The sequence below is a fragment of the Streptomyces decoyicus genome (assembly GCF_019880305.1).
Taxonomy (GTDB): Bacteria; Actinomycetota; Actinomycetes; order Streptomycetales; family Streptomycetaceae; genus Streptomyces; species Streptomyces decoyicus.
In genome coordinates this window covers 4,240,038-4,260,293 of record NZ_CP082301.1, presented here as the reverse complement: position 1 = coordinate 4,260,293, position 20,256 = coordinate 4,240,038, and the positions used below count along the sequence as shown (strand labels likewise).

The window sequence follows — 20,256 nt, the reverse complement described above, 5'->3', positions numbered from 1 at the left end:
TTCACGTGAAACACCGCCTCGGGACCGCCCAGGCCTCGTGGACGAGCATCCGCTCGCCCGCCCCGTGCCGCCGCTCCGGCCGTACGTCAGCTCGTACGCCGGATACCGGCAGGCCGGGGTCCCACCGGGGCGGCACCGTGGGCTTCCCTCGCCACGGCTGACCCTGATCTTCACCCTCGACGAGCCGCTCACGCTGGCCGGCCACCCCGACCCCGGGCAGGCCCCCGGCACCTACGACACCCTCATCGGCGGTCTGCATACCAGCCCCGTGCTGATCACCCACCAGGGCCGTCAGTCCGGGATCCAGGTCGGCCTGCACCCGCTGGGCGCCCGCGCCTTGCTGGGGCTGCCCGCCGGAGAGCTGGCAAGCATCGACCTCCCCGCGGATGCGGTGCTCGGACGGCAGGGCACGGACCTCGGGGAACGGCTGCGTACGGCCCGCAGCTGGCCGGAACGGTTTGCGCTGCTGGACGCCTATCTGCTGCGCTGCCTGTCGCGGGAACCGCGCGGCCTCGGCGCCGCTCCGGTGCCGGAAGTCGTCCGCGCCTGGCGGTTGCTGGCCCGGTCACGGGGCACCGCACCGGTGACGGCGCTCGCCGAGGACGTCGGCTGGAGCACCCGCCATCTGACCGCCCGTTTCCGGCAGGAGACCGGTCTGACGCCCAAGACCGCCGCGAGGGTCATCCGCTTCGACCGGGCACGCCGGCTGCTCGGTGACGCGGTCCGTTCGGGCGCCCCGCCGCTGCTGGCCGATCTGGCCGTGCGCTGCGGCTACTTCGACCAGGCCCATCTCGCCCGGGAGTTCCGCTCGCTGGCCGGCTGCCCGCCCAGCCAATGGCTCACCGAGGAGTTCCGAAACGTCCAAGCTCCCGGGGATGCCATCGAGGAATGCTGAGGCCAGCGGCTCACCAGGGGCCGCCTGTCCGGCCTAGGAGGTCCGGCCACCATGCCCGAGAACCTGTCCGACACCACCCCCGCGCCCCAGGTATGGCCGACGCTGCGGGCCCGCGACGCCCGTGCGCTGATCCGTTTCCTGGTCGAGGCGTTCGGCTTCGAGGAGACCGTGGTCTACGGGGAGGGCGAGCGCGTCGAGCACGCCCAGCTCTGCTGGCCGGAAGGCGGCGGGATCATGCTCGGCTCCGTCAAGGACGCGGACGAGGACCGCTGGCCGCTGCGGCCGGGGACGTTCGGGGCCTACGTCGTCACCGACCACCCCGACGAGCTGTGTGCCCGCGCCAGAGCGGCCGGCGCGGAGATCACCGATGAGCTGACCGACACCGAGTACGGTTCGCGGGGCTTCGGCGCCCGCGATCCCGAGGGCAACCGCTGGTCGTTCGGCACCTATCGCGGTGAGCCGCGGAAGGCCTAGCAGGCCGGGCGGCGCCCGGCGCCCCGGTCAGCCGCGGATGAGCTCCACCGCGCGGCTGAAGTGTCCCACCGGCCCGACCGGGACGGAGTCGTCGGGGTGCGAGGCGCCGCGGGTCAGTGCGACGCCCGCCCACAGGCCGGCGACGATCAATGCCAGCACGACGGTGTTCCGCGTACGGCGGCCGGCGTTCGTCCTGGGCTGCATGGTCAACTCCCCTTGGATGTGGGAGCCTCCCCGGCTCCCTGCCTCTATTCACCCATGGGATCCGCGCCGGTCCGTACGCGGCAGGTATGGACTCTTGTCAGACTTGAGGCGGACCCGACATCCCTCTGCGGTCCCCCTTTCGACAGAGTCCCGGGCCCGGCGCGGAAAGGGTTTGCCGCCCCCGGCCGTGCTGTTTACGGTCGGCCGCATGAGCAGCGAAATGATCATTCGGCGTTATCGGGCCTCCGACCAGGACGCGGTCACCGATCTGTGGTCCCGGGCCGTGCGGCAGGCGCACCCGTTCATCGACGGGGAGGGCGAGGGGGAGCGGGCCCGGGTCCTCCGCGAGGTGTACCTCGTCCAGGCGGAGAACTGGGTCGCCGAGCGTGCGGGCAGCGTCGTCGGGCTGCTCGGACTGCTGCACGGCGGGCCCGGGGAGGGCGACGGGGGCGGTCCGGGGGCCGAGGTCGGCGGACTGTTCGTGGCCCCGGAGGCCCAAGGGGACGGCGTCGGGCGGGAGTTGCTGGAACATGCGGCGGCGCTGCACGGGGCGCTGGCCCTGGAGGTCTTCGAGGGCAACGGCCGGGCCCGACGCTTCTACGCGTACCTGGGCTTCACGGAGCGGGGACGGCGGACGGACGAGGAGACCGGCCATCCGCTGATCTCCCTGGAGCGTGCCGCGCCGCTGAAGTCGGTGAGCTGGCTGCATCTGCGCGACGGGCGGCTGCTGAGCGTACGGACGCGGGGGAATGACACGTTCTACCTCCCGGGTGGCAAGTACGAGCCCGGGGAGACCGCACGGGAGGCGCTCTCGCGTGAGCTCCACGAGGAACTCGGCCTGGTGGTGCCCGCCGAGGAGCTGTCGGAGGCGTTCGTCATCCATGACGTCGCCCATGGCAAGAGCGGCCGGCGGCTGCATATGACCTGCTTCACCGGCGGGCCGCAGGACATCGCACCGGCCCCCGGCCGGGAGATCGCCGAGTTCGCCTGGTTCGACCGCCGGGAGGCGCGGGAGCGCTGTGCCCCCGCCCATGCGCAGGTCGTGAACCGGTTGATCGCCCAGGGGCGGATGCCGGGCTGACGGCGCGGCCGGGCGGCGGCCGGCCGGGGCCCGCCTCGCCGCCCGGCCGCCGTTCAGTCGTGGGGGCGGGGTCCATAGCGCCCCTGCCAGGGCACATGTCCGCACCCTTGTCCGCATCGCGGAATGCACTGCCGTGCGCCTACCTGTTGTATCTATCCTGTGTGCATGCCCTCCGCCGCCACGCCCACCGCTCCTGCCAGAGTGCCCGCCGCCAAGCAGCCGCCCGCCGCCGAGCGGGTCTATGCACACATCAAGGACGCCGTCCTGGACCGCCGCTACGAGGGCGGGATGCTGCTCACCGAAGGCGAGCTGGCCGACGCCGTGGGGGTGTCACGGACGCCGGTCCGTGAGGCGCTGCTGCGGCTGGAGGTCGAGGGGCTGATCAAGCTCTACCCCAAGAAGGGCGCGCTGGTGCTGCCGGTCTCCGCGCAGGAGATCGCCGATGTCGTCGAGACCCGGCTGCTGGTGGAGAAGCATGCCGCGGCCAAGGCGGTGCCCGTGCCCGAGGCGCTGACCGGCGAGCTGACGGAGCTGCTGGAGACGATGCGGGAGCAGGCCGCATCCGGTGATCTGGCCGCCGTCTCCGTCACCGACCGCGCCTTCCACGCCGCCATTGTGCGCAGCGCCGGCAATCAGATCCTGGACCGGCTCTACGAGCAGCTGCGCGACCGCCAGTTGCGGATGGGCGTCGCGGTGATGCATGCCCACCCGGACCGGATCGCCAAGAACATCACCGAGCATGCGGAGATCCTGGAAGCCCTGCGAGCAGGGGATGCGGACGCCGCCACCGACGCCGTGCACCGGCACGTCAGCTGGGTCCGCAACCTCGCGCAGGGGGACGCGCGATGAGCGGTGGTACCGACAGCGCCGACAGCTCCGGCATAGGCGGCGGCTCCGCCCGGCTGCTGCCCGCCGATCCGCCCGGCGGCCGTAAGGCGATGGCCGTCTGGGGCATCGGCGTTGCGGTCTACTTCGTCGCGATCACCTACCGCACCAGCCTCGGCGTCGCCGGTCTGGACGCCGCCCAGCGCTTCCACATCAACGCCTCGGCGCTGTCGACGTTCTCCATCCTTCAGCTGCTGGTGTACGCGGGGATGCAGATCCCCGTCGGCCTGATGGTCGACCGGCTCGGCCCCAAGAAGGTGCTGACCCTCGGCGTGGTGCTCTACACCGTCGGCCAGTTCGGCTTCGCCCTCTCCTCGTCGTACGCCATGGCGCTCGGCTCGCGGGCACTGCTCGGCTGCGGGGATGCGATGACGTTCATCAGCGTGCTGCGGCTGGGCTCCCGGTGGTTCCCGGCCCGCCGTGGTCCGATGATCGCGCAGATCGCCGCGCTGGTGGGGATGGCGGGCAATCTGGTCTCCACGCTCGTCCTCGCCCGCTTTCTGCACACCTTCGGCTGGACCCCGACCTTCGCCTCCAGTGCCGCCGGCGGCATCGTCGTACTGGTCGTGCTGCTGCTCTTCCTCAAGGACCACCCCGAGGGCTTCGAGCCGCCGCCCGCCTCCGCCGAGCACACCGGCGCCGGATTCGTGCGCCGTCAGATCATGGACGCCTGGCGGGAGCCCGGCACCCGGCTGGGCATGTGGGTGCACTTCACCACCCAGTTCCCCGCGATGGTGTTCCTGCTGCTCTGGGGCCTGCCGTTCCTCGTCGAGGCGCAGGGCCTGTCCCGTGGCACCGCCGGTGAACTGCTCACCCTCGTGGTGCTCTCCAACATGGCGGTGGGCCTGGTCTACGGCCAGATCATCGCCCGCCATCACGCGGCCCGTACCCCGCTGGCACTGGGCACCGTCGGTGCCACAGCTCTGATGTGGGCGCTCGTGCTGTGCTGGCCGGCCGATCATGCGCCGATGAGGCTGCTGATCGCGCTGTGCGCGGTGCTGGGCGCCTGCGGCCCCGCCTCGATGATCGGCTTCGACTTCGCGCGGCCCGCCAACCCTCCGGAGCGCCAGGGCACCGCCTCCGGCATCGTCAACATGGGCGGCTTCACGGCCTCGATGACGACCCTGCTCGCCGTCGGCGTCCTGCTGGACGCGACCGGAGACAACTACCGGATCGCCTTCGCCTCGGTCTTCGTCCTGGAAGCGACCGGCGTTTCTCAGATTCTGCGGCTGCGTCGGCGCGCGGCACGGCGCGAGCGCGAGCGGCTGGTCGTCAGCCGCGTCGAGGCGGTCCACGTGCCGGCCTGAGGCCGGGAGCCGGGCGGTCGGCGGCCGGTCCGTTTCACGTGGAACGGACAGGGCTGTTTCACGTGAAACGGCTCACTCCGGGGCCAACTCCGCGTGCGCCAACCGGCCGAGGGCCAGGACATCGGGTGGCGTGGCATCTCGCCGGGACCCGACCGGGCCCCTCTCCGCTACGGCGTGATGGCGAAGTTGTCCAGGATCGCCTGGGCCAGCTCTTGATCGCCGTCGATCTTGATCTGCTCGGCGACGGCCGCCGGACGGACCCGGCCACAGGCCAGCTGGTGGAAGGTGTCCCAGTCCAGGGCGAGCGTCACGGTCGGGCCGAGCGAGACGCTGCCGTCGATCGTGGCATTGCCCTCGGCGTCGAGGCGGACCGTGCGCAGGAATTCCAGCGGCCCGCTGACGTCGAAGACCACCGCGGAATCGGCGGGCGCCTGGGCCCTCTTGGCGACGATGCCGGGCAGCACCTTCACCAGCAGATCGCGCGTCACATACGCGCCGGGGGAGTCGAGATTGCCGGGCTTGCCGAGCACCCGGCGCAGGTCCTGCTCATGTACCCAGACATCGAACGCCCGCTGCTGCAGCACGAATTCCAGCGAACGGTCCTCGCCGAGCGGGCTGCGCACCACGGCGTCCGGCTGGCGGGACTCGTTGCGCAGCTGCCGCGAGCGGCGGATGACGGTGTATTCGAGTTCGCTGAGCATCTCCGGCGCGGTGTGGTGCCGGCGGACGTCGACCTGCACCTCCATGCGCCGCGCCGACTCGGTGCGTACGTGGTAGAGGTCGCGCGGCAGCGTGTGGATCGGCCGCGGGTCGCCCAGCATTTCGCATTCCAGGCCGATGACATGGGAGACCACATCGCGAACGGACCATCCTGGGAGGCCCGTCGCCCTGTTCCACTCGCCTTCGACGAGCGGAGTGACCAGCTCGGTTATCGCTTCTATGGAGTGAGTCCAGGCATCGATGGAGGACTGAAGGCTGGGATGGACGGTCACGGGACCCCTCGGACGGTTCGTACGCGGGCTGCTGTCTGTGCAGTTAAGTTACGCTGCGCACGGGCACCCCGGCAGTGCTTTCGGATGACCATCGTAGGCCGATGTTTCCGGGCCGCAGAGGGGTGCTGCGTGCGGCCGCGAAGCCCGCTCGTCAGTCGTCCCCGTGCTCCCGCTCCGCCAGCCGGATCACGCACACCGCGACGGCGATCAGCAGCGGCGGATCCGCGTCGTCCCGTACGACATTGACCGCGTAGGTGTCGCGCACGGTCAGCCAGCGCCGCGAGATCTCCGCGAGCAGCTCGCCGTCGTACTCGATCGCGAACTCCCGGTCCAGGATCTTTCCGCTGACATCCAGCTCGGTGCCGTCCACCAGCTCGACGCGGTAGTGGTTGCGCAGCAGTGAGAGCCGCTTGCGCTTGATCGTGGCCAGCGGCTGGTCGTCCCGCTCGATGGTCATCGTGTCGCGCAGGCTGAGCATCTTCTTGCGGATGGTGATCAGCACCCGCCGCTCGGTGTCCTTCAGCTCGAAGGTCTCCCGCAGCCGCAGCGCCTTCGCGTCCACGAGGAAGGCATGCCGCCCGTGCTCGTCGTCGATCCAGTAGTCGTCGCCGATGCCGAAGATGCGGTCGCGCACCATGTACTTGCCCGAGTGCGGGGGCGGCCCCCCGGGAGATTGCTGCATGGCTGACGTGTTCCCGCGGGGACCTGCGGAATGCGCACGCACCGGAGTGACGTTGAATGTGCACATGGCTTCACGTGCACGCGTCCGCGCCCCCGAGCTGATCGGCAAGGGCGGCTGGCTGAACACCGGCAACAAGGATCTCACCCTCTCTGACCTGCGAGGACGCATTGTCGTCCTGGATTTCTGGACCTTTTGCTGTGTGAATTGTCTGCATGTCCTGGACGAGCTGCGGGAGCTGGAGGAGCGGCACCGCGACACGGTCGTGATCATCGGTGTGCACTCCCCGAAGTTTGTGCACGAGGCCGAGCACCAGGCGGTCGTGGACGCCGTGGAGCGCTACGGCGTCGAGCACCCGGTTCTGGACGATCCCGAGCTCGCCACATGGAAGCAGTACGCGGTACGGGCCTGGCCCACGCTCGTGGTGATCGACCCCGAGGGATATGTCGTCGCGCAGCACGCCGGCGAGGGCCATGCGCACGCCATCGAGAAGCTCGTCGAGGAGCTGGAGGCCGAGCACGGCGCGAAGGGCACGCTGCGGCGAGGTGACGGCCCGTACGTGCCGCCGGAGCCCGTCGCCACCGACCTGCGCTTTCCCGGCAAGGCGGTCCGGCTGCCCGGCGGCGGCTTCCTCGTCTCGGACACCACCCGGCATCAGCTGGTGGAGCTGGCGGCGGACGGCGAGCAGGTGCTGCGCCGCATCGGTACCGGCGAGCGCGGGCTGACCACGGACTCCTTCAGCGAGCCGCAGGGCCTGGCCCTGCTGCCCGACGGCCGGGTGGCCGTCGCGGACACCGTCAACCACGCCCTGCGCGTCTTCGATCCGGAAACCGGCGCGCTGGAGACGGTGGCCGGCACCGGCAAGCAGTGGTGGCAGGGCTCGCCGGCCTCCGGACCGGCGCGTGAGGTGGACCTCTCCTCGCCGTGGGACATCGCCTGGTGGCAGGACCGGCTGTGGATCGCGATGGCCGGGGTGCACCAGCTGTGGACCTACGACCCGGCCGCCGGCACGGTCGAGGTCGCGGCCGGCACGACCAACGAGGGCCTGGTGGACGGCCCGGCCGCGGAGGCGTGGTTCGCCCAGCCGTCCGGGCTCGCGGCAGCCGGCGACCGGCTGTGGATCGCGGACTCGGAGACCAGCGCGGTCCGTTGGGTGGAGCCCGCCGAGGAGGGCGACGGTTATGTCGTCCGTACGGCCGTCGGCACGGGTCTCTTCGACTTCGGCCACCGTGACGGCGCCGCCGACCAGGCGCTGCTCCAGCACCCGCTGGGCGTGACCGCCCTGCCCGACGGCTCGGTCGCCGTGGCGGACACCTACAACCACGCACTGCGCCGCTTCGACCCCGCGAGCGGCGAGGTGACGACGCTGGCGACGGATCTGCGTGAGCCGTCCGACGCGGTGCTCGTCGACGACGACATCGTGGTGGTGGAGTCGGCGCGGCACCGGCTGACCCGGCTGCGGCTGCCCGAGGAGGCGGTCCGCGTCGAATCGGTGGCGCACCGCACCCAGCGCGCGGCCACCGAGGTCGCCCCGGGCGCGCTGCGGCTCGATGTGGTCTTCCAGGCCCCGGCGGGCCAGAAGCTCGACACCCGATACGGCCCCTCCACGCGACTGCTGGTCAGCGCGACGCCGCCGGAGCTGCTGGCCGACGGCGCGGGCGCGGGCACCGATCTCGCACGGGATCTGGTGCTCGCGGACGGCGTGACCGAGGGCGTGCTGCATGTCTCGGCGATGGCCGCGTCCTGCGACGACGACCCGGACATCGAGTACCCCGCCTGCCATGTGCACCAGCAGGACTGGGGCGTCCCGGTCGAGATCGCCGAGGGCGGGGTGGCCCGGCTGGGGCTCGTCCTGGCAGGGCTGGACGCCGAGTAGGAGCGGACCCCGGGCCCGGCGGCCGGGTCCGGGACGAGACCGGCCGGTGGGCGGGGGGCGAGGCATCGGCGGATTACTGTCCGACGCCGCCCGCCAGCTGGGCCCCGTGAATGCTCGAGCTCCAGTTGGTGACCTTGCTCTTGCCGACGGAGATGTGCAGCCGCTTCTCCGCGAAGTTGACGGTCGCCGGACCGTGTGTGACGGAGCTCGCCGAGATGCCCATGAAGTCGATGGTCACCGACTTCTGTTCGGTGCCCTTGGTGGCCGCGGTGTTGGTCGGGATGACCGCGTAGGCGTAACCGTGGGCGGGCACGGTGATGCGGGTGCCGTCGAGGTGGCCGGGCGTGCCCTGGAGGAGCGGCAGCGGGTCCTTGGCGTGGTTGAAGCGCAGCAGCGGCGCGTTGTAGAGCTTGCAGTCGCGGCTGGTGGAGTTCTTGAACTTCACCGCCACATGGCTCTTCGGGCCGGTCTGCTGGGAGAACGTGACCTTGTACGTGCTGGGGTAGCAGTCGGGGACCCGCCGCGACGCCGTGCCCGCTCCCGCTGCGGCCGCGCCCCCACCGATGATCCTGCGCTTCTTGCTCTTCGAGGACGACGAGGACGACGAGGACGACATCTTCGACTTCGACGAGGAGGACCTCTTCGACTTCTTCGAGGAGTGGCTGTTGCAGCCGGTCAGCGCGAGCGAACCGGCCAGTCCGAGGGCCAGCGCTGCATACGCGGCGGATCGGCTGCTGCGGGAGCGGCGTGCGGTCATGGGTGGTTCCCCCCGTGGGTTGCTGCAATCAGCGCGGCGTGGCTGTCATGGCACGGCCACGATATCCATTGCCGGGCAATGCGCCAGGGCCGGTGCGCCGCGCCCTGACACGATGGGGCGTCATAGCAGGTCAGAGGGGTTGTGCGGGGCCGAGATCGGCCCGTGGAGAGGGCGTGAAGATCAGCTTGCGGGCGGGTCGGGACCGTTCCGCGGCAGGCGCCGAAGATCAGTCCGGGCAGCTGGGCAGCTCGGTGTTCTCCAGCTGTTCCGGGCGAACACGGATGCCCGGTACCCACACCTGCTTGCCGACGTGATCGACCCGGAACCACATGCTGCTGTGCCCGCCCACCTCGTCGGTGACCGTGACGCCGTCGGCGATCCGGCAGACGGCGCGCAGCACGTCGCCGTGCCATACATGGCCCACGATGTTGGAGCGGCGATAGAGCCGGTACGGGTCGCCTGCCAGGCCGAGTGCGCAGTTATCGGTGCGCCGGTGCTGACAGTTCCGTTCGGCATTGTGGACGGTGATCCGGGCGGAGCCGGGGGCCGAAGCCTCGGGCTGCGTGCCCTGTGTCCGGCCGTCGTCCGTCGCCCCGTCCGAGCCGGTCAGCGCCGGTACGGCCAGCATCGCTCCGGCGATCACCACGGCGGCCCCGAGCGCGGCGAGCACCAGCCGCGCCCGACGCCTCCCGGCCGTCGATCCGGCCCCGGCTTCCGCGTCGGCCCCGTCCCCGTCCGCGGCGTCGGACCGCGGCACCTCCGCGGACGCACCGTCCCGCTCCGCCGCCTCGTCCGCCGCTCCCCGCTCGCCCGCATCTGCCGCCTCCAGGGCGCGATGCAGCAGTTCGACAAGGGCGGGCAGCCGGTCCTCACCGGTGAAGGAGAGCTTGCACCACTGCACCAACAACCGTTCGTCCGGCAGGCTCTGACCGCGCAGGTAGCGCGAGAGGGACGAGCGGCTGGCGGGCAGCCGGCCCTCCAGCTCCTTGAGGCTGTAGCCGAGTTCGCCATGCATACGGCGCAGAGCGGCGACGAAGTCCCGCATCGGTCCGGAGAGTTCGTCGGGCAGAGGGGCTAACGGCTTACGGCGGACACGAGCGCCGTGGTTCTGATTGCCAGGCACGTCTCGCATTTCAGCACAGCGGACATGCGCGCGCGAGGGGCACCTCCGCTCCCCTGTGGCGGAAGTGCCCCTCGTTACACGATCCGGATCGGGCCCGGATCAGACGGTGACGTTTCACGTGAAACAGCGTGAGATCCTCCGTTGGACCCGTGTCCCGGACCGGGGTCAGTCGCCGAACTTCACGGGACGGTAGGGCTTGAACTCGGCGTCGCCGCCGGGCAGGCCGTAGGTCAGCGTCCGGTGGTCGGTGCCGTGGTCGCCGCGCTGCTCGTAGGCGGTGTACGAGGAGTGCGCGTCGTTGTTCCACTTCTCGAAGATCACGACATGCCGGGTGTTGTTGTCACCGGCCGCGTCGATGAGCAGGTCACCGGGCTTGAGTTCGCCCGGCGAGATGGGCCGGGTGATGTTGCGGTTGGTGGCCAGGCCCACGGTGTTGGTCCCGGGCGTCGGGAGCCCGAGCGCCATCGACGCATAGCCCGAGCAGTCCTGGCGGTAGCCGTCCTTCCAGACCTCGGCCTGGCTGTACGGCACCTGGGCACCGTTGTTGGCGGTCAGCCAGGTGGCGGCGCGGTTGAGCATCTCCTGACGCGAGCCGCCGGGCTGCGGCTGTCCGCCGCCGCCCTGGACCGGCACGCCCGGCAGCCGGTCCTGCGGGATGTCCACCGCGACCACGCTGAGGAAGCCGGAGACCGGCCCGGTGAGGTGCGCCATGAACGTCGAGCAGGTGCTGCCCTCGCAGACCTTGTGTCCGGTGTCGACTTGGTAGTCGGCAGTGATCCGGTCCTGTCCCGGCGCCGTCTTGTTGATCATGCCGACGGCGGGGGAGTCGGCGTCCGCGGTGGCGTGCACCGTCCAACGGGTGCCCCATGTGGGGAAGTCCGCAGCCGCGGCCTGCTTCACGGAACCGGTGCGGGCGGTGAGGGCGGAGCCGGTGGCGGAGGAGTCGCGGGAGAGCTTGGTGGCGGTCGCGGAGTGCCCGCCGGCGGCCGCCGCCGGGCCTGCCTCACTGCCGTGGGCGGGTCCCGCGAACCCGGCGACGCCGATACCGACGGCGGCAACCGCGGGCAGGAACGTGCGCAGTACGGTCCTGCGGAACGGGGACGTCTTCTGGCGGGTGGGTGCTGCGTGGTGCTCGGGGGCCGTGGTGTCTGCCGGGTGCGTGCTGCGGTGCTCGTACATGCCGATTCCCCTCCGTAGGAGGCCGGTTGGCCGATGGCTGAGCCGCCGGATGGTCTGTTCGCGGCGACGGAATCCATCGTCGAGCGGGGCACGGGAGCCGGCCGGAGGTTCCTCGCCCCATGAGATGTCCCGGCCCTGCGCACGACTGTGACCTGCGGAGTCACGCGAATGCCGGGACAGGGCGGGCCGCTGTGCGAGACATGACGGGACGCCGGACAGAGGAAAGGGCGCCCGCTGGGGGATGCGGGCGCCCTGGTTCAGGGGGATCTTCCGTCGAAGGCCTCGAAGGCCTCGAAGGCCTCGAAGGCCTCGGAGGCCTCGAAGGCCTCGAAGGGCATTCGGACGGCGTCGGACGGGATCGGTGGGTGACGGTCTGCCAGGAAGCCGCTCAGCAGGCGACAGTCGCTCAGCAGCTGTCAGTTGGCCGGACTCCGGAGCACCGGACGCGGCTCACCAGGCCGCTGCCTCGCTCGCGCCCGACTGCCAGTAGGTCACCCAGGCGCTGTCGTCGAGGTACACCGAGCCAAGGGGAAGCGCCACCGCCGCCGAGCCACCGATGCTGCCCTTGCCGTCACGGCCGGGGAGGCTGACCGACAGCGAGGTCACGGTGCGGCCGTTGCGGCCGGAGCCGTCGGCGGACGAGGTCAGCACGCCGGCGTAGCCGGACTCGCCGGGGGCGAGGGTGACCACGGCCTGCGGCCTGCTGTCCGGCAGCTCGGGGAGGGGGGCCTGCGCCGCGTCGAACCGCAGATACGGGGCGGAGTAGAGGTCGCAGGTGGCGCCGGAGGTGTTGGTGGCCTTCACCAGCAGGTGGTTGACCGGCCGGGTCAGCGGCTTGGCGACGATACGGATCTTCGCGGCGTCGCAGGCGCGGTGCCGGACCCCGGGGGCGCCGGCGGACCTGCCCGCGCCGTTCGTGCTCGCCCCGGTGGCCTTCGTCCCCGCGTCCGCACCGGTGCCGTTGCCGCCGCGTCCTGCGCTGACCTGCTCCGTCCGGCCGCCGTCGGTCCGTGCGCCGCCCTCAGCCCGCGCGGCCGGGGCGTCGGAGTCCTGGGGCGCCGGGTGGAACGGCTTGGCGGCGCTGGTCTGGAGGGGGTTGTCCTGGCTGCCGCAGGCGGTGAGGCCGAGAGCGGCGACGGCCGTGAGCCCGGCCGCGGCGATCCGCAGCGTCCGGCGGCGGACGGTACGGGACCCAAGAGGGGCACCGGTGGCGGTCCTGGCGCCCGTCTCGACGACGGCCTCGGGGCGGGTATGGCTGCGCGGCATTTCCGGTCTCCCCCGGTCGGTGGGCCGTGCCGCGGCTGCGGTACGTCCTGCGGTCTGGCCTGTGAGCTGTCCTGCGGCCTGACCACCAGGTTGCCGCCCGCCGCTGCCGTGCCACTAACGTGCGCCTAACGTTCCCCCGCGCCGGGCCGCGCGGTCGGCCACGGCTCAGCCGTCACTCCCCTAACTCCCGTCCCCCGTTCCGCCGGTGTCGCTCTCACCGCCTTCGCCGCGCTCGTCCCGCGCGAACAGCTGCGTCAGTGTGCTGATCGTGTAGACATCGGTGGCCTCTTCGTCCACCAGGTGCATCTCCGTGAGCCGGTCCAGACCGTCCTGGGTGCGCTCCGGGTCGTACCCGGCGAGCGCCGCCGCCAGCGACGCGTTGAGGTGCCCGTCCGCGCTGGTCGCCAGCGCGCTGAGCAACCGTGCGTCGTCCGCCGACAGCCGGGCGACGGACATCCGCAGCGCCGCCGCGATGCCGGTGTCCTCCGCCGACAGCAGCGCCAGCCGCCGCCGTTCGTCGCGCAGCGCGGCCGCCAGCCGGGCCAGCCGCCAGCGCGGCCGGGCGGTCAGCTGGGCCGCCGCGGCCCGCAGCGCCAGCGGCAGACCGTCGCACAGGTCGACCAGCTCCCGCGCGGCGGCCGGGTCCTCGGCGACCCGCTCCGGGCCGAGCATGGCGCCGAGCAGCGCCGCGCCCTCCTCGTGCCCGAGCGTCTGGAGACCGACCGGCCGGGCGCAGTCCGTGGCGACCAGGCCGTCGAGACGGCTGCGGCTGGTGACGACCGTGGCGCAGTGCGGACCGCCGGGCAGCAGCGGCCGTACCTGGGCCGAGCTGCGCGCATTGTCGAGGACGACCAGCAGCCGGCGCTCCGCGACCAGCGACCTGAACAGTGCCGATGCGGCCTGCGCCGAACTCGGCACCCGCTCCGGCGGGGTGCCGAGCGCCAGCAGGAAGTCGCCCAGGATCTCGGCCGGCGGCGCCTCGTCGCCCTCGCCGAAGCCGCGCAGATCGGCGAAGAGCTGCCCGTCGGGGAAGGATCCGGCATACAGATGTGCCCACTGCACGGCGCAGGCGGTCTTGCCGACGCCGGCCGGCCCGGCCACCACAGCGAGCGGGCTCTCGCCGGTCGTACCGTCCGTCAGCACCGTGGTCAGCGCGGCGAGTTGGGCCTCCCGGCCCAGGAAGCGGGCCGGTGGCCGGGGCAGCAGCCGCGGTGGTGCACCGGTCCGCCCGGAGCCGGAGCCGGAGCCGGAGCCGGACCCGCCACGGCCGCCGGCCGGTGTTCCCTGTTTCGTCCCGTCGCTACCTGGTGCACCCGCGGCACCGTGCGCCTCGTCCGTGTCGGCGCTCCCCTGTACGGGCGCCCGCCCCGTACCGTCAACGGGCCGCGCTGCATTGCCCGTTGCGGGACGGCTGTCTCCGGAAGCCCCGTAACGGCCGCCTCCGGAAGACGTCCCACCGGAAGGCGTCCCACCGGAAGCGCCGCCCGTTCCGCGCGCACCGCCCGCAGGCCGCGCCGCGCCCGTCCGCCCCCCGCCGGCCGCCTCCGCCCGCAGAATCTCCTCGTAAGCGCCCCGCAGCCGCTCGCCGGGGTCGACACCCAGCTCCTCGTTGAGCAGCCGCCGGGTGCGGTGGAACCACTCCAGCGCGTCGGACTGCCGCCCCGTATGGAACAGCGCGCGCATCAGCCCGGCGATCAGGCCTTCCCGCAAGGGGTGGTTGACGGCGGCGGAGTAGAGGATGGCCGCGGCCTGTTCGTGCTCGCCGAGCGTGCCGTGCGCCCGCCCCAGCGCCTCGACGGCCGTCAGCCGGCGCTCCTCCAGCGCATGTGCGGCGGCCGCGAACGGCGGGCTGGTGACCGTGCCGGTCAGCGCGGGCCCGCGCCACAGCCCCAGCGCCTCGCGCAGCAGCGGTACGGCGTCGGCCGGTGCCGCCTCGGGGCGTGCCAGCGCCACCAGCTCACCGAACCGGTGGGCGTCGATCAGCTCCTCCGGCAGCCGCAGCAGATAGGCCGAGCCATGGGTGGCCAGCTCGATGCCGTACGCCTCCGCACCGCCCTCGGCGAGCGTGGCGCGCAGCCGCGAGACATGCCCCTGGACGACCGTACGGGCGTGTTCGGGCGGCTCCTCCTCCCACAGGGAGTCGATCAACTGCTCCAGTGGGACGGTGGTGTTGGGCTGCAACAACAGCAGGGCCAGCACACTCCGCCGTTTGGCGGGGCCGAGCGACAGCTCCGCGGAGCCGGTCGTCACGGCGATCGGACCGAGCAGTGAGAATTCCAACTCAGCCCTCCAGGAAGGCCGTCAGGGCGTTCGCCAGCAGATACGGGTCCTCGGCGCCGCACAGCTCACGCGCCGAGTGCATGGACAGGATGGCAACGCCGATGTCGACGGTGGCGATGCCGTGGCGGGCCGCGGTGATCGGCCCGATGGTGGTGCCGCACGGCATCGAGTTGTTGGACACGAAGCTCTGCCACGGCACCTCGGCACGCTCGCAGGCCGCCGCGAAGACGGCCCGTCCGCTGCCGTCCGTGGCATAGCGCTGATTGACGTTGACCTTGAGGATCGGCCCGCCGTTGGGCATCGGGTGGTGGCCCGGCTCGTGCCGTTCGCTGTAGTTGGGGTGGACGGCGTGCCCGGTGTCGGACGACAGGCAGATGGTGCCGGCGAAGGCCCGTGCCCGGTCCTCGTACGAGCCGCCGCGGGCGAAGACGGAGCGCTCCAGGACCGTGCCGAGCAGCGGCCCGTCCGCGCCGGTGTCGGACTGGCTGCCGTTCTCCTCGTGGTCGAAGGCGGCCAGCACCGGAATGCTGGTCAGCTCGCTCCCGGCGGCCGCCGCGGCGGTGAGCGCGGCCGTACCGGCGTGCACGGACACCAGGTTGTCCATCCGGGGGCCGGCCACCAGCTCGCGGTCGCGGCCCAGGTAGGCGGGCGCCTCGATGCTGTGCATCATCAGGTCCCAGCCCTTGATGTCGGCGGCCGGTATGCCGGTCTCCTCGGCGACGAAGGTGATCAGATCGCCCTCGGCCACCTCGCCCAGGCCCCAGATCGGCGTCATGTGGCGCTGCTTGTCCAGCTTCAGGCCGTCGGCGTTCACCGAGCGGTCGAGGTGCACGGCAAGCTGGGGCACTCTCAGCAACGGCCGGTCGACATGGACGAGCCGGTGGCTGCCGTCACCGAGCGTCACCCGCCCGCTCAGCCCCAGGTCGCGGTCGAGCCAGGTGTTGAGCAGCGTGCCGCCGTAGATCTCGACGGCGATCTGCCGCCAGCCCCGGGAGCCGGTGTCCGGAATCGGTTTGACGCGCAAATTGGGAGAGTCTGTGTGTGCACCGACAATTCGGTACGAAGTCGAGGTGCTTGCGCCCTCGGGCACGTACCAGGCGATGATCGCGCCGCCGCGCAGCACATACTTCCCGCCGGTCCCGCCGTCCCATTCATCGACCTCGGCGACCTGCCGGAACCCGGCCTTGTCCAGCCGCTCCGCCGCATTCGCCACCGCGTGGTAGGGCGACGGACTGGCGGCGAGGAAGGACATGAGGTCGTCGGTGTGGCCGCGATCGAAGCGGGCGGAGTTGGTCATGGATTCAGCATAAGGAGCCGGACGCCGCATTCCCCGTGCGCATGCATCGTGACTCCGCTCCCTTCCGGCCAGGATTTCCGTATTCGGGACGGGAAAGCCCTCTGGAGCGGGGGATTCCGGGTTTCCGGGCCGATGTCCCCGCCCTGTGTGCCGCGCAGCCACGGCGGCCGGTGCGACCGCGGAGCGGACATGACGAAGCCCGCCTCTCCGGGGGAAGAGAGGCGGGCACCATCAGTCTGAACGGCCAATCTGAGAGATGTCTAAGAACGGCCGCCGCGGCGGGGCCGCGGAACGCGCTCCTAGAAGGCGGCTTCGTCGAGCTCCATCAGCGACTGGTCGACGGACTCGGCCAGACCGCGCTGGACGCCGACGCCCGGCAGCACGTTGTGCGCGAAGAACTTCGCCGCGGCGATCTTGCCGGTGTAGAAGGGCTTGTCCTTCGCCGAGGCGCCGGCCAGCTTCTCGGCGGCCACCGACGCACCCTTGAGCAGGAGGTAGCCGATGACGACGTCGCCGGAGGCCATCAGCACGCGGGTGGTGTTCAGGCCGACCTTGTAGATGGACTTGACGTCCTTCTCGGTCGCCGCGAGGTCGGTCAGCATGGCGCCGACGATCGCCTCGAGGTCGGCTGCGGCCTTGGCCAGCTCGCCGCGGGCCTGCTCCAGCTCCTCGCCGCCGGTGTTGTCGGCGAGGAACTTCTTGATCTCGTCGGAGAGGGCGGTGAGCGCCTGGCCCTGGTCGCGGACGATCTTCCGGAAGAAGAAGTCCTGGCCCTGGATCGCGGTGGTGCCCTCGTAGAGGGTGTCGATCTTGGCGTCCCGGATGTACTGCTCGATCGGGTATTCCTGGAGGTAGCCGGAGCCACCGAAGGTCTGGAGCGACTGCGCCAGCTGCTCGTAGGACTTCTCCGAGCCGTAGCCCTTCACGATCGGCAGCAGCAGGTCGTTGAGGCGGATCGCGGCGCTCGCGTCCTCGCCCGCGGCCTCCTTGACGAGGATCTCGTCCTGGACCGTGGCGGTGTAGAGCACCAGGGAGCGCATGCCCTCGGCGTACGCCTTCTGCGTCATCAGCGAGCGGCGCACGTCGGGGTGGTGGGTGATGGTCACGCGCGGGGCGGTCTTGTCGGTGAAGGCCGCCAGGTCCGGGCCCTGCACGCGCTCCTTGGCGTACTCCAGCGCGTTGAGGTAGCCCGTCGAGAGGGTGGCGATGGCCTTCGTGCCGACCATCATCCGCGCGAACTCGATGATCTTGAACATCTGGCGGATGCCGTCGTGCTTCTCGCCCAGCAGCCAGCCCTTGGCCGGGTGGTTGGCGCCGAAGGTCATCTCGCAGGTGTTGGAGGCCTTCAGGCCCATCTTGTGCTCGACGTTGGTGGCGTAGGCGCCGTTCCGCTCGCCCAGCTCGCCGGTCTCCCAGTCGAAGTCGTACTTCGGCACGATGAAGAGCGACAGGCCCTTGGTGCCCGGACCGGCACCCTCGGGGCGGGCGAGGACGAAGTGCACGATGTTCTCGGACATGTCGTGCTCACCGGAGGTGATGAAGCGCTTGACGCCCTCGATGTGCCAGGAGCCGTCCGCCTGCTGCACGGCCTTGGTGCGGCCGGCGCCGACATCCGAACCGGCGTCCGGCTCGGTGAGCACCATCGTGGAGCCCCACTGCTTGTCCACCATCAGCTGGGCTATGCGGTGCTGCTCCTCGGTGCCCTCCTCGTGGAGGACGCCGGCGAAGGCGGGGCCGGACGCGTACATCCACACGGCCGGGTTGGCGCCCAGGATCGTCTCGGCGAAGCCCCAGAGGAGGGAGCGCGGCGCGGTGGTGCCGCCGAGCTCCTCCGGGATGCCCAGACGCCACCACTCGGCGTCCATGAAGGCCTGATAGCTCTTCTTGAAGGTGTCCGGAACCGGCGCGGTGTTGGTGTCCGGGTCGAAGACCGGGGGGTTGCGGTCCGCGTCGGCGAACGACTCGGCCAGTTCGTTCTCGGACAGCCGGGCGATCTCGGACAGCACGCTCTTGGCGGTGTCGACATCCATCTCCGCGAACGGTCCGGTGCCGTACACGCTGTCACGGCCGAGCACCTCGAAGAGGTTGAACTCGATGTCGCGGAGATTCGACTTGTAGTGCCCCATGGATACGGCTCCGTAAGGGTTCGGGAGGGAGGACCTCAAACGCAATACCAGCAAGTAGCAAGTGCCTACGATGATGCTACCCACCGGTAATAAGAAGCAACCCCTACCGCCCATCTGTGACGAGCGTCCCCCGGCGAATCGCCGACTCAGTACGCTGTGGCGCATGTACGGCTACGACCAGAACGCGGGTGCAGGGCAGCAGCAGTACGGAGCGCCGCCCCCGCCGCAGCAAGCGGCCCCCGGGGGCTACGGCGAACAGCCGCTGTATCCCGAGCCGTCCCCGCCCTCCCTCGCCGACGCGGTGCGCGCCTTCACCACCGGCTCGATGTCGGCCGAGGACTTCCAGGGCATCTTCTCCACGTCCAAGATCTACTGCCCGCGTGGCGACAACCCCGGCTTCCTGGCGCTGCACAACACCCAGCAGCCGGTGATCCCGATGTTCACCTCCCTCAAGGAGCTGCGGCGGTACGCGGGCAAGGAGTCCAAGTACTTCGTGATCACCGGCGCCGAGGTGCTCGACCTGCTGCCGACCGGCTACGGGTTCGTCCTCGACATGGAAGGTGATCACCGGATGGTCTTCGACGCGAAGGCCGTGGAGCAGATGGTCGACTTCGCGATGCGGCGTATGTATGGCTGACCGCCACTGCTGTGCAGATGGCTGATGGCCGCCGCGGCGGCTGATGCGAGGGCCGGCCCCGGACGGGGGCCGGCCCGATGTGTGTGCCGGTCGGCGCCGGATCCGGTCCGGACCAACCCCTTCGACCTGCGGAAATACGCGCGGGAATGCCGCACGCCTTGCGGGTTGTTCACCATTCAACTAAGTTGATGCGAACGACCGAGGAGGCCGTCATGCCCGCTGTGACCGTAGAGAACCCGCTGACCTTGCCCCGTGTGGCGGCACCCGTCGCGGCACACACTCGTCCCGTGCTGGCCGTTGCCACCGCTCCCAGCGGCTTCGAGGGCGAGGGCTTCCCGGTGCGCCGGGCGTTCGCCGGCATCGACTACAAGCACCTCGACCCGTTCATCATGATGGACCAGATGGGCGAGGTGGAGTACGCGCCCGGAGAGCCCAAGGGCACGCCCTGGCACCCGCACCGCGGCTTCGAGACGGTCACGTATCTGATCGACGGCACCTTCGTGCACCGTGACTCGCACGGCGGTGGCGGCGTCATCAACGACGGCGACACCCAGTGGATGACGGCCGGCTCGGGGCTGCTGCACATCGAGGCGCCGCCGGAGTCGCTCGTCACGTCCGGCGGGCTCTTCCACGGCCTCCAGCTGTGGGTCAACCTGCCGAAGAGCGACAAGATGATGGCCCCTCGCTACCAGGACATCGGAGGCGGCCAGGTCAAGCTGCTGACCTCGGGCGACGGTGGCGCGCTGGTGCGGCTGATCGCCGGCGACATCGACGGCCACAGCGGTCCGGGCATCACGCATACGCCGATCACGATGATGCATGTGACGGTGAACCCGGGCGCCGAGCTCACCCTGCCCTGGCGCAAGGACTTCAACGCCCTCGCCTATGCCCTGGCCGGAAGCGGCTCGGCCGGTGCGGAGGGCCGCCCGTTCCGGATGGGGCAGGCGGTCGTGTTCGGCACCGGAGACTCGATCACGATCCGGGCGGACGAGTCCCAGGAGTCGCGGAGCCCGAACTTCGAGGTGGTGCTGCTGGGCGGGCAGCCGATCCGCGAGCCGATGATGCATTACGGCCCGTTCGTGATGAACACCCATGCCGAACTGGCCCAGGCCTTCGAGGATTTCCAGGCCGGCCGGCTCGGGAAGATCCCCGCCGGCGAGCGCTGACGCCGCGTCGGCGGCAAGGGCGGTGTTTCACG

The 20,256-nt window shown here is 71.1% G+C and carries 18 protein-coding genes; 8 read left to right on the top strand and 10 right to left on the bottom strand.

Annotation, left to right across the window (positions count from 1 at the left end):
• Positions 1 to 37: 37 nt before the first annotated feature.
• Both K7C20_RS18680 and K7C20_RS18675 read left to right on the top strand, forming a co-directional pair.
• The gene (locus tag K7C20_RS18680; protein ID WP_053209189.1) at positions 38 to 895 is read left to right on the top strand and encodes a helix-turn-helix transcriptional regulator; all 858 of its coding nucleotides are present in this window, start codon (positions 38 to 40) and stop codon (positions 893 to 895) included.
• Positions 896 to 946: 51 nt separating this feature from the next.
• Positions 947 to 1,369: a VOC family protein gene (locus K7C20_RS18675; RefSeq protein ID WP_030075607.1), complete on the top strand. Its 423-nt coding sequence runs from the start codon at positions 947 to 949 to the stop codon at positions 1,367 to 1,369.
• Positions 1,370 to 1,396: 27 nt separating this feature from the next.
• On the opposite strand, the gene K7C20_RS18670 is transcribed toward K7C20_RS18675, so the two are convergent.
• A complete protein-coding gene (locus K7C20_RS18670; RefSeq protein WP_167352513.1) occupies positions 1,397 to 1,573 on the bottom strand; it encodes a hypothetical protein in 177 nt (58 codons plus the stop codon).
• 208 nt (positions 1,574 to 1,781) lie between these two features.
• Here K7C20_RS18670 and K7C20_RS18665 point away from each other — a divergent pair, with 208 nt between their 5' ends.
• From K7C20_RS18665 to K7C20_RS18655, 3 genes are all read left to right on the top strand, one after another.
• The gene (locus K7C20_RS18665) at positions 1,782 to 2,654 is read left to right on the top strand and encodes a GNAT family N-acetyltransferase (RefSeq protein WP_053209202.1); all 873 of its coding nucleotides are present in this window, start codon (positions 1,782 to 1,784) and stop codon (positions 2,652 to 2,654) included.
• A 165-nt stretch (positions 2,655 to 2,819) separates the two neighbouring features.
• Positions 2,820 to 3,503, top strand: a complete 684-nt coding sequence (locus K7C20_RS18660) for a GntR family transcriptional regulator (protein WP_030075605.1) — start codon at positions 2,820 to 2,822, stop codon at positions 3,501 to 3,503.
• A gap of 89 nt (positions 3,504 to 3,592) precedes the next feature.
• Positions 3,593 to 4,846 carry an MFS transporter gene (locus tag K7C20_RS18655; protein ID WP_048828650.1) on the top strand — a complete coding sequence of 418 codons (1,254 nt, stop codon included), beginning with the start codon at positions 3,593 to 3,595 and terminating at the stop codon, positions 4,844 to 4,846.
• 167 nt (positions 4,847 to 5,013) lie between these two features.
• On the opposite strand, the gene K7C20_RS18650 is transcribed toward K7C20_RS18655, so the two are convergent.
• A complete protein-coding gene (locus K7C20_RS18650; protein WP_053209190.1) occupies positions 5,014 to 5,838 on the bottom strand; it encodes a maleylpyruvate isomerase family mycothiol-dependent enzyme in 825 nt (274 codons plus the stop codon).
• A 151-nt stretch (positions 5,839 to 5,989) separates the two neighbouring features.
• On the bottom strand, positions 5,990 to 6,520 hold the full coding sequence (locus K7C20_RS18645; RefSeq protein WP_048828649.1) for an LURP-one-related/scramblase family protein: 531 nt from the start codon (positions 6,518 to 6,520) through the stop codon (positions 5,990 to 5,992).
• A gap of 64 nt (positions 6,521 to 6,584) precedes the next feature.
• Between K7C20_RS18645 and K7C20_RS18640 the strand changes: the two genes are divergently transcribed.
• Positions 6,585 to 8,393, top strand: coding sequence for an NHL domain-containing thioredoxin family protein (locus K7C20_RS18640; RefSeq protein WP_030075600.1), 1,809 nt, complete (start codon positions 6,585 to 6,587; stop codon positions 8,391 to 8,393).
• A 73-nt stretch (positions 8,394 to 8,466) separates the two neighbouring features.
• On the opposite strand, the gene K7C20_RS18635 is transcribed toward K7C20_RS18640, so the two are convergent.
• The 7 genes from K7C20_RS18635 to K7C20_RS18605 form a co-directional block, all read right to left on the bottom strand.
• The gene (locus K7C20_RS18635; RefSeq protein ID WP_053209191.1) at positions 8,467 to 9,150 is read right to left on the bottom strand and encodes a DUF4232 domain-containing protein; all 684 of its coding nucleotides are present in this window, start codon (positions 9,148 to 9,150) and stop codon (positions 8,467 to 8,469) included.
• A 226-nt stretch (positions 9,151 to 9,376) separates the two neighbouring features.
• Positions 9,377 to 10,282, bottom strand: coding sequence for a helix-turn-helix domain-containing protein (locus K7C20_RS18630; protein WP_030075599.1), 906 nt, complete (start codon positions 10,280 to 10,282; stop codon positions 9,377 to 9,379).
• A 156-nt stretch (positions 10,283 to 10,438) separates the two neighbouring features.
• Positions 10,439 to 11,452 carry an NlpC/P60 family protein gene (locus tag K7C20_RS18625; protein ID WP_245171129.1) on the bottom strand — a complete coding sequence of 338 codons (1,014 nt, stop codon included), beginning with the start codon at positions 11,450 to 11,452 and terminating at the stop codon, positions 10,439 to 10,441.
• 450 nt (positions 11,453 to 11,902) lie between these two features.
• Positions 11,903 to 12,718, bottom strand: a complete 816-nt coding sequence (locus K7C20_RS18620) for a DUF4232 domain-containing protein (RefSeq protein ID WP_053209192.1) — start codon at positions 12,716 to 12,718, stop codon at positions 11,903 to 11,905.
• Positions 12,719 to 12,898: 180 nt separating this feature from the next.
• The gene (locus K7C20_RS18615; RefSeq protein ID WP_053209193.1) at positions 12,899 to 14,998 is read right to left on the bottom strand and encodes an AfsR/SARP family transcriptional regulator; all 2,100 of its coding nucleotides are present in this window, start codon (positions 14,996 to 14,998) and stop codon (positions 12,899 to 12,901) included.
• A gap of 1 nt (position 14,999) precedes the next feature.
• Complete coding sequence (locus tag K7C20_RS18610; protein ID WP_053209194.1) at positions 15,000 to 16,295, bottom strand: M18 family aminopeptidase; 1,296 nt, start codon at positions 16,293 to 16,295, stop codon at positions 15,000 to 15,002.
• Between the two features lie 299 nt (positions 16,296 to 16,594).
• Positions 16,595 to 18,421: an acyl-CoA dehydrogenase gene (locus tag K7C20_RS18605; protein WP_053209195.1), complete on the bottom strand. Its 1,827-nt coding sequence runs from the start codon at positions 18,419 to 18,421 to the stop codon at positions 16,595 to 16,597.
• Positions 18,422 to 18,584: 163 nt separating this feature from the next.
• Between K7C20_RS18605 and K7C20_RS18600 the strand changes: the two genes are divergently transcribed.
• Positions 18,585 to 19,058, top strand: a complete 474-nt coding sequence (locus tag K7C20_RS18600; RefSeq protein ID WP_030075592.1) for an SseB family protein — start codon at positions 18,585 to 18,587, stop codon at positions 19,056 to 19,058.
• 212 nt (positions 19,059 to 19,270) lie between these two features.
• Positions 19,271 to 20,224, top strand: a complete 954-nt coding sequence (locus K7C20_RS18595; protein WP_030075591.1) for a pirin family protein — start codon at positions 19,271 to 19,273, stop codon at positions 20,222 to 20,224.
• Positions 20,225 to 20,256: the final 32 nt, after the last annotated feature.

What these genes read in the sequence shown, in the direction of transcription:
- K7C20_RS18665 (WP_053209202.1), top strand. Translation starts at nt 1,782, where the DNA reads ATGAGCAGCGAAATGATCATTCGGCGTTATCGGGCCTCCGACCAGGAC.
- K7C20_RS18635 (WP_053209191.1), bottom strand. Translation starts at nt 9,150, where the DNA reads ATGACCGCACGCCGCTCCCGCAGCAGCCGATCCGCCGCGTATGCAGCG.
- K7C20_RS18645 (WP_048828649.1), bottom strand. Translation starts at nt 6,520, where the DNA reads ATGCAGCAATCTCCCGGGGGGCCGCCCCCGCACTCGGGCAAGTACATG.
- K7C20_RS18675 (WP_030075607.1), top strand. Translation starts at nt 947, where the DNA reads ATGCCCGAGAACCTGTCCGACACCACCCCCGCGCCCCAGGTATGGCCG.
- K7C20_RS18655 (WP_048828650.1), top strand. Translation starts at nt 3,593, where the DNA reads ATGGCCGTCTGGGGCATCGGCGTTGCGGTCTACTTCGTCGCGATCACC.
- K7C20_RS18630 (WP_030075599.1), bottom strand. Translation starts at nt 10,282, where the DNA reads ATGCGAGACGTGCCTGGCAATCAGAACCACGGCGCTCGTGTCCGCCGT.
- K7C20_RS18595 (WP_030075591.1), top strand. Translation starts at nt 19,271, where the DNA reads ATGCCCGCTGTGACCGTAGAGAACCCGCTGACCTTGCCCCGTGTGGCG.
- K7C20_RS18640 (WP_030075600.1), top strand. Translation starts at nt 6,585, where the DNA reads ATGGCTTCACGTGCACGCGTCCGCGCCCCCGAGCTGATCGGCAAGGGC.
- K7C20_RS18660 (WP_030075605.1), top strand. Translation starts at nt 2,820, where the DNA reads ATGCCCTCCGCCGCCACGCCCACCGCTCCTGCCAGAGTGCCCGCCGCC.
- K7C20_RS18605 (WP_053209195.1), bottom strand. Translation starts at nt 18,421, where the DNA reads ATGGGGCACTACAAGTCGAATCTCCGCGACATCGAGTTCAACCTCTTC.
- K7C20_RS18620 (WP_053209192.1), bottom strand. Translation starts at nt 12,718, where the DNA reads ATGCCGCGCAGCCATACCCGCCCCGAGGCCGTCGTCGAGACGGGCGCC.
- K7C20_RS18670 (WP_167352513.1), bottom strand. Translation starts at nt 1,573, where the DNA reads ATGCAGCCCAGGACGAACGCCGGCCGCCGTACGCGGAACACCGTCGTG.
- K7C20_RS18625 (WP_245171129.1), bottom strand. Translation starts at nt 11,452, where the DNA reads ATGTACGAGCACCGCAGCACGCACCCGGCAGACACCACGGCCCCCGAG.
- K7C20_RS18600 (WP_030075592.1), top strand. Translation starts at nt 18,585, where the DNA reads ATGTACGGCTACGACCAGAACGCGGGTGCAGGGCAGCAGCAGTACGGA.
- K7C20_RS18610 (WP_053209194.1), bottom strand. Translation starts at nt 16,295, where the DNA reads ATGACCAACTCCGCCCGCTTCGATCGCGGCCACACCGACGACCTCATG.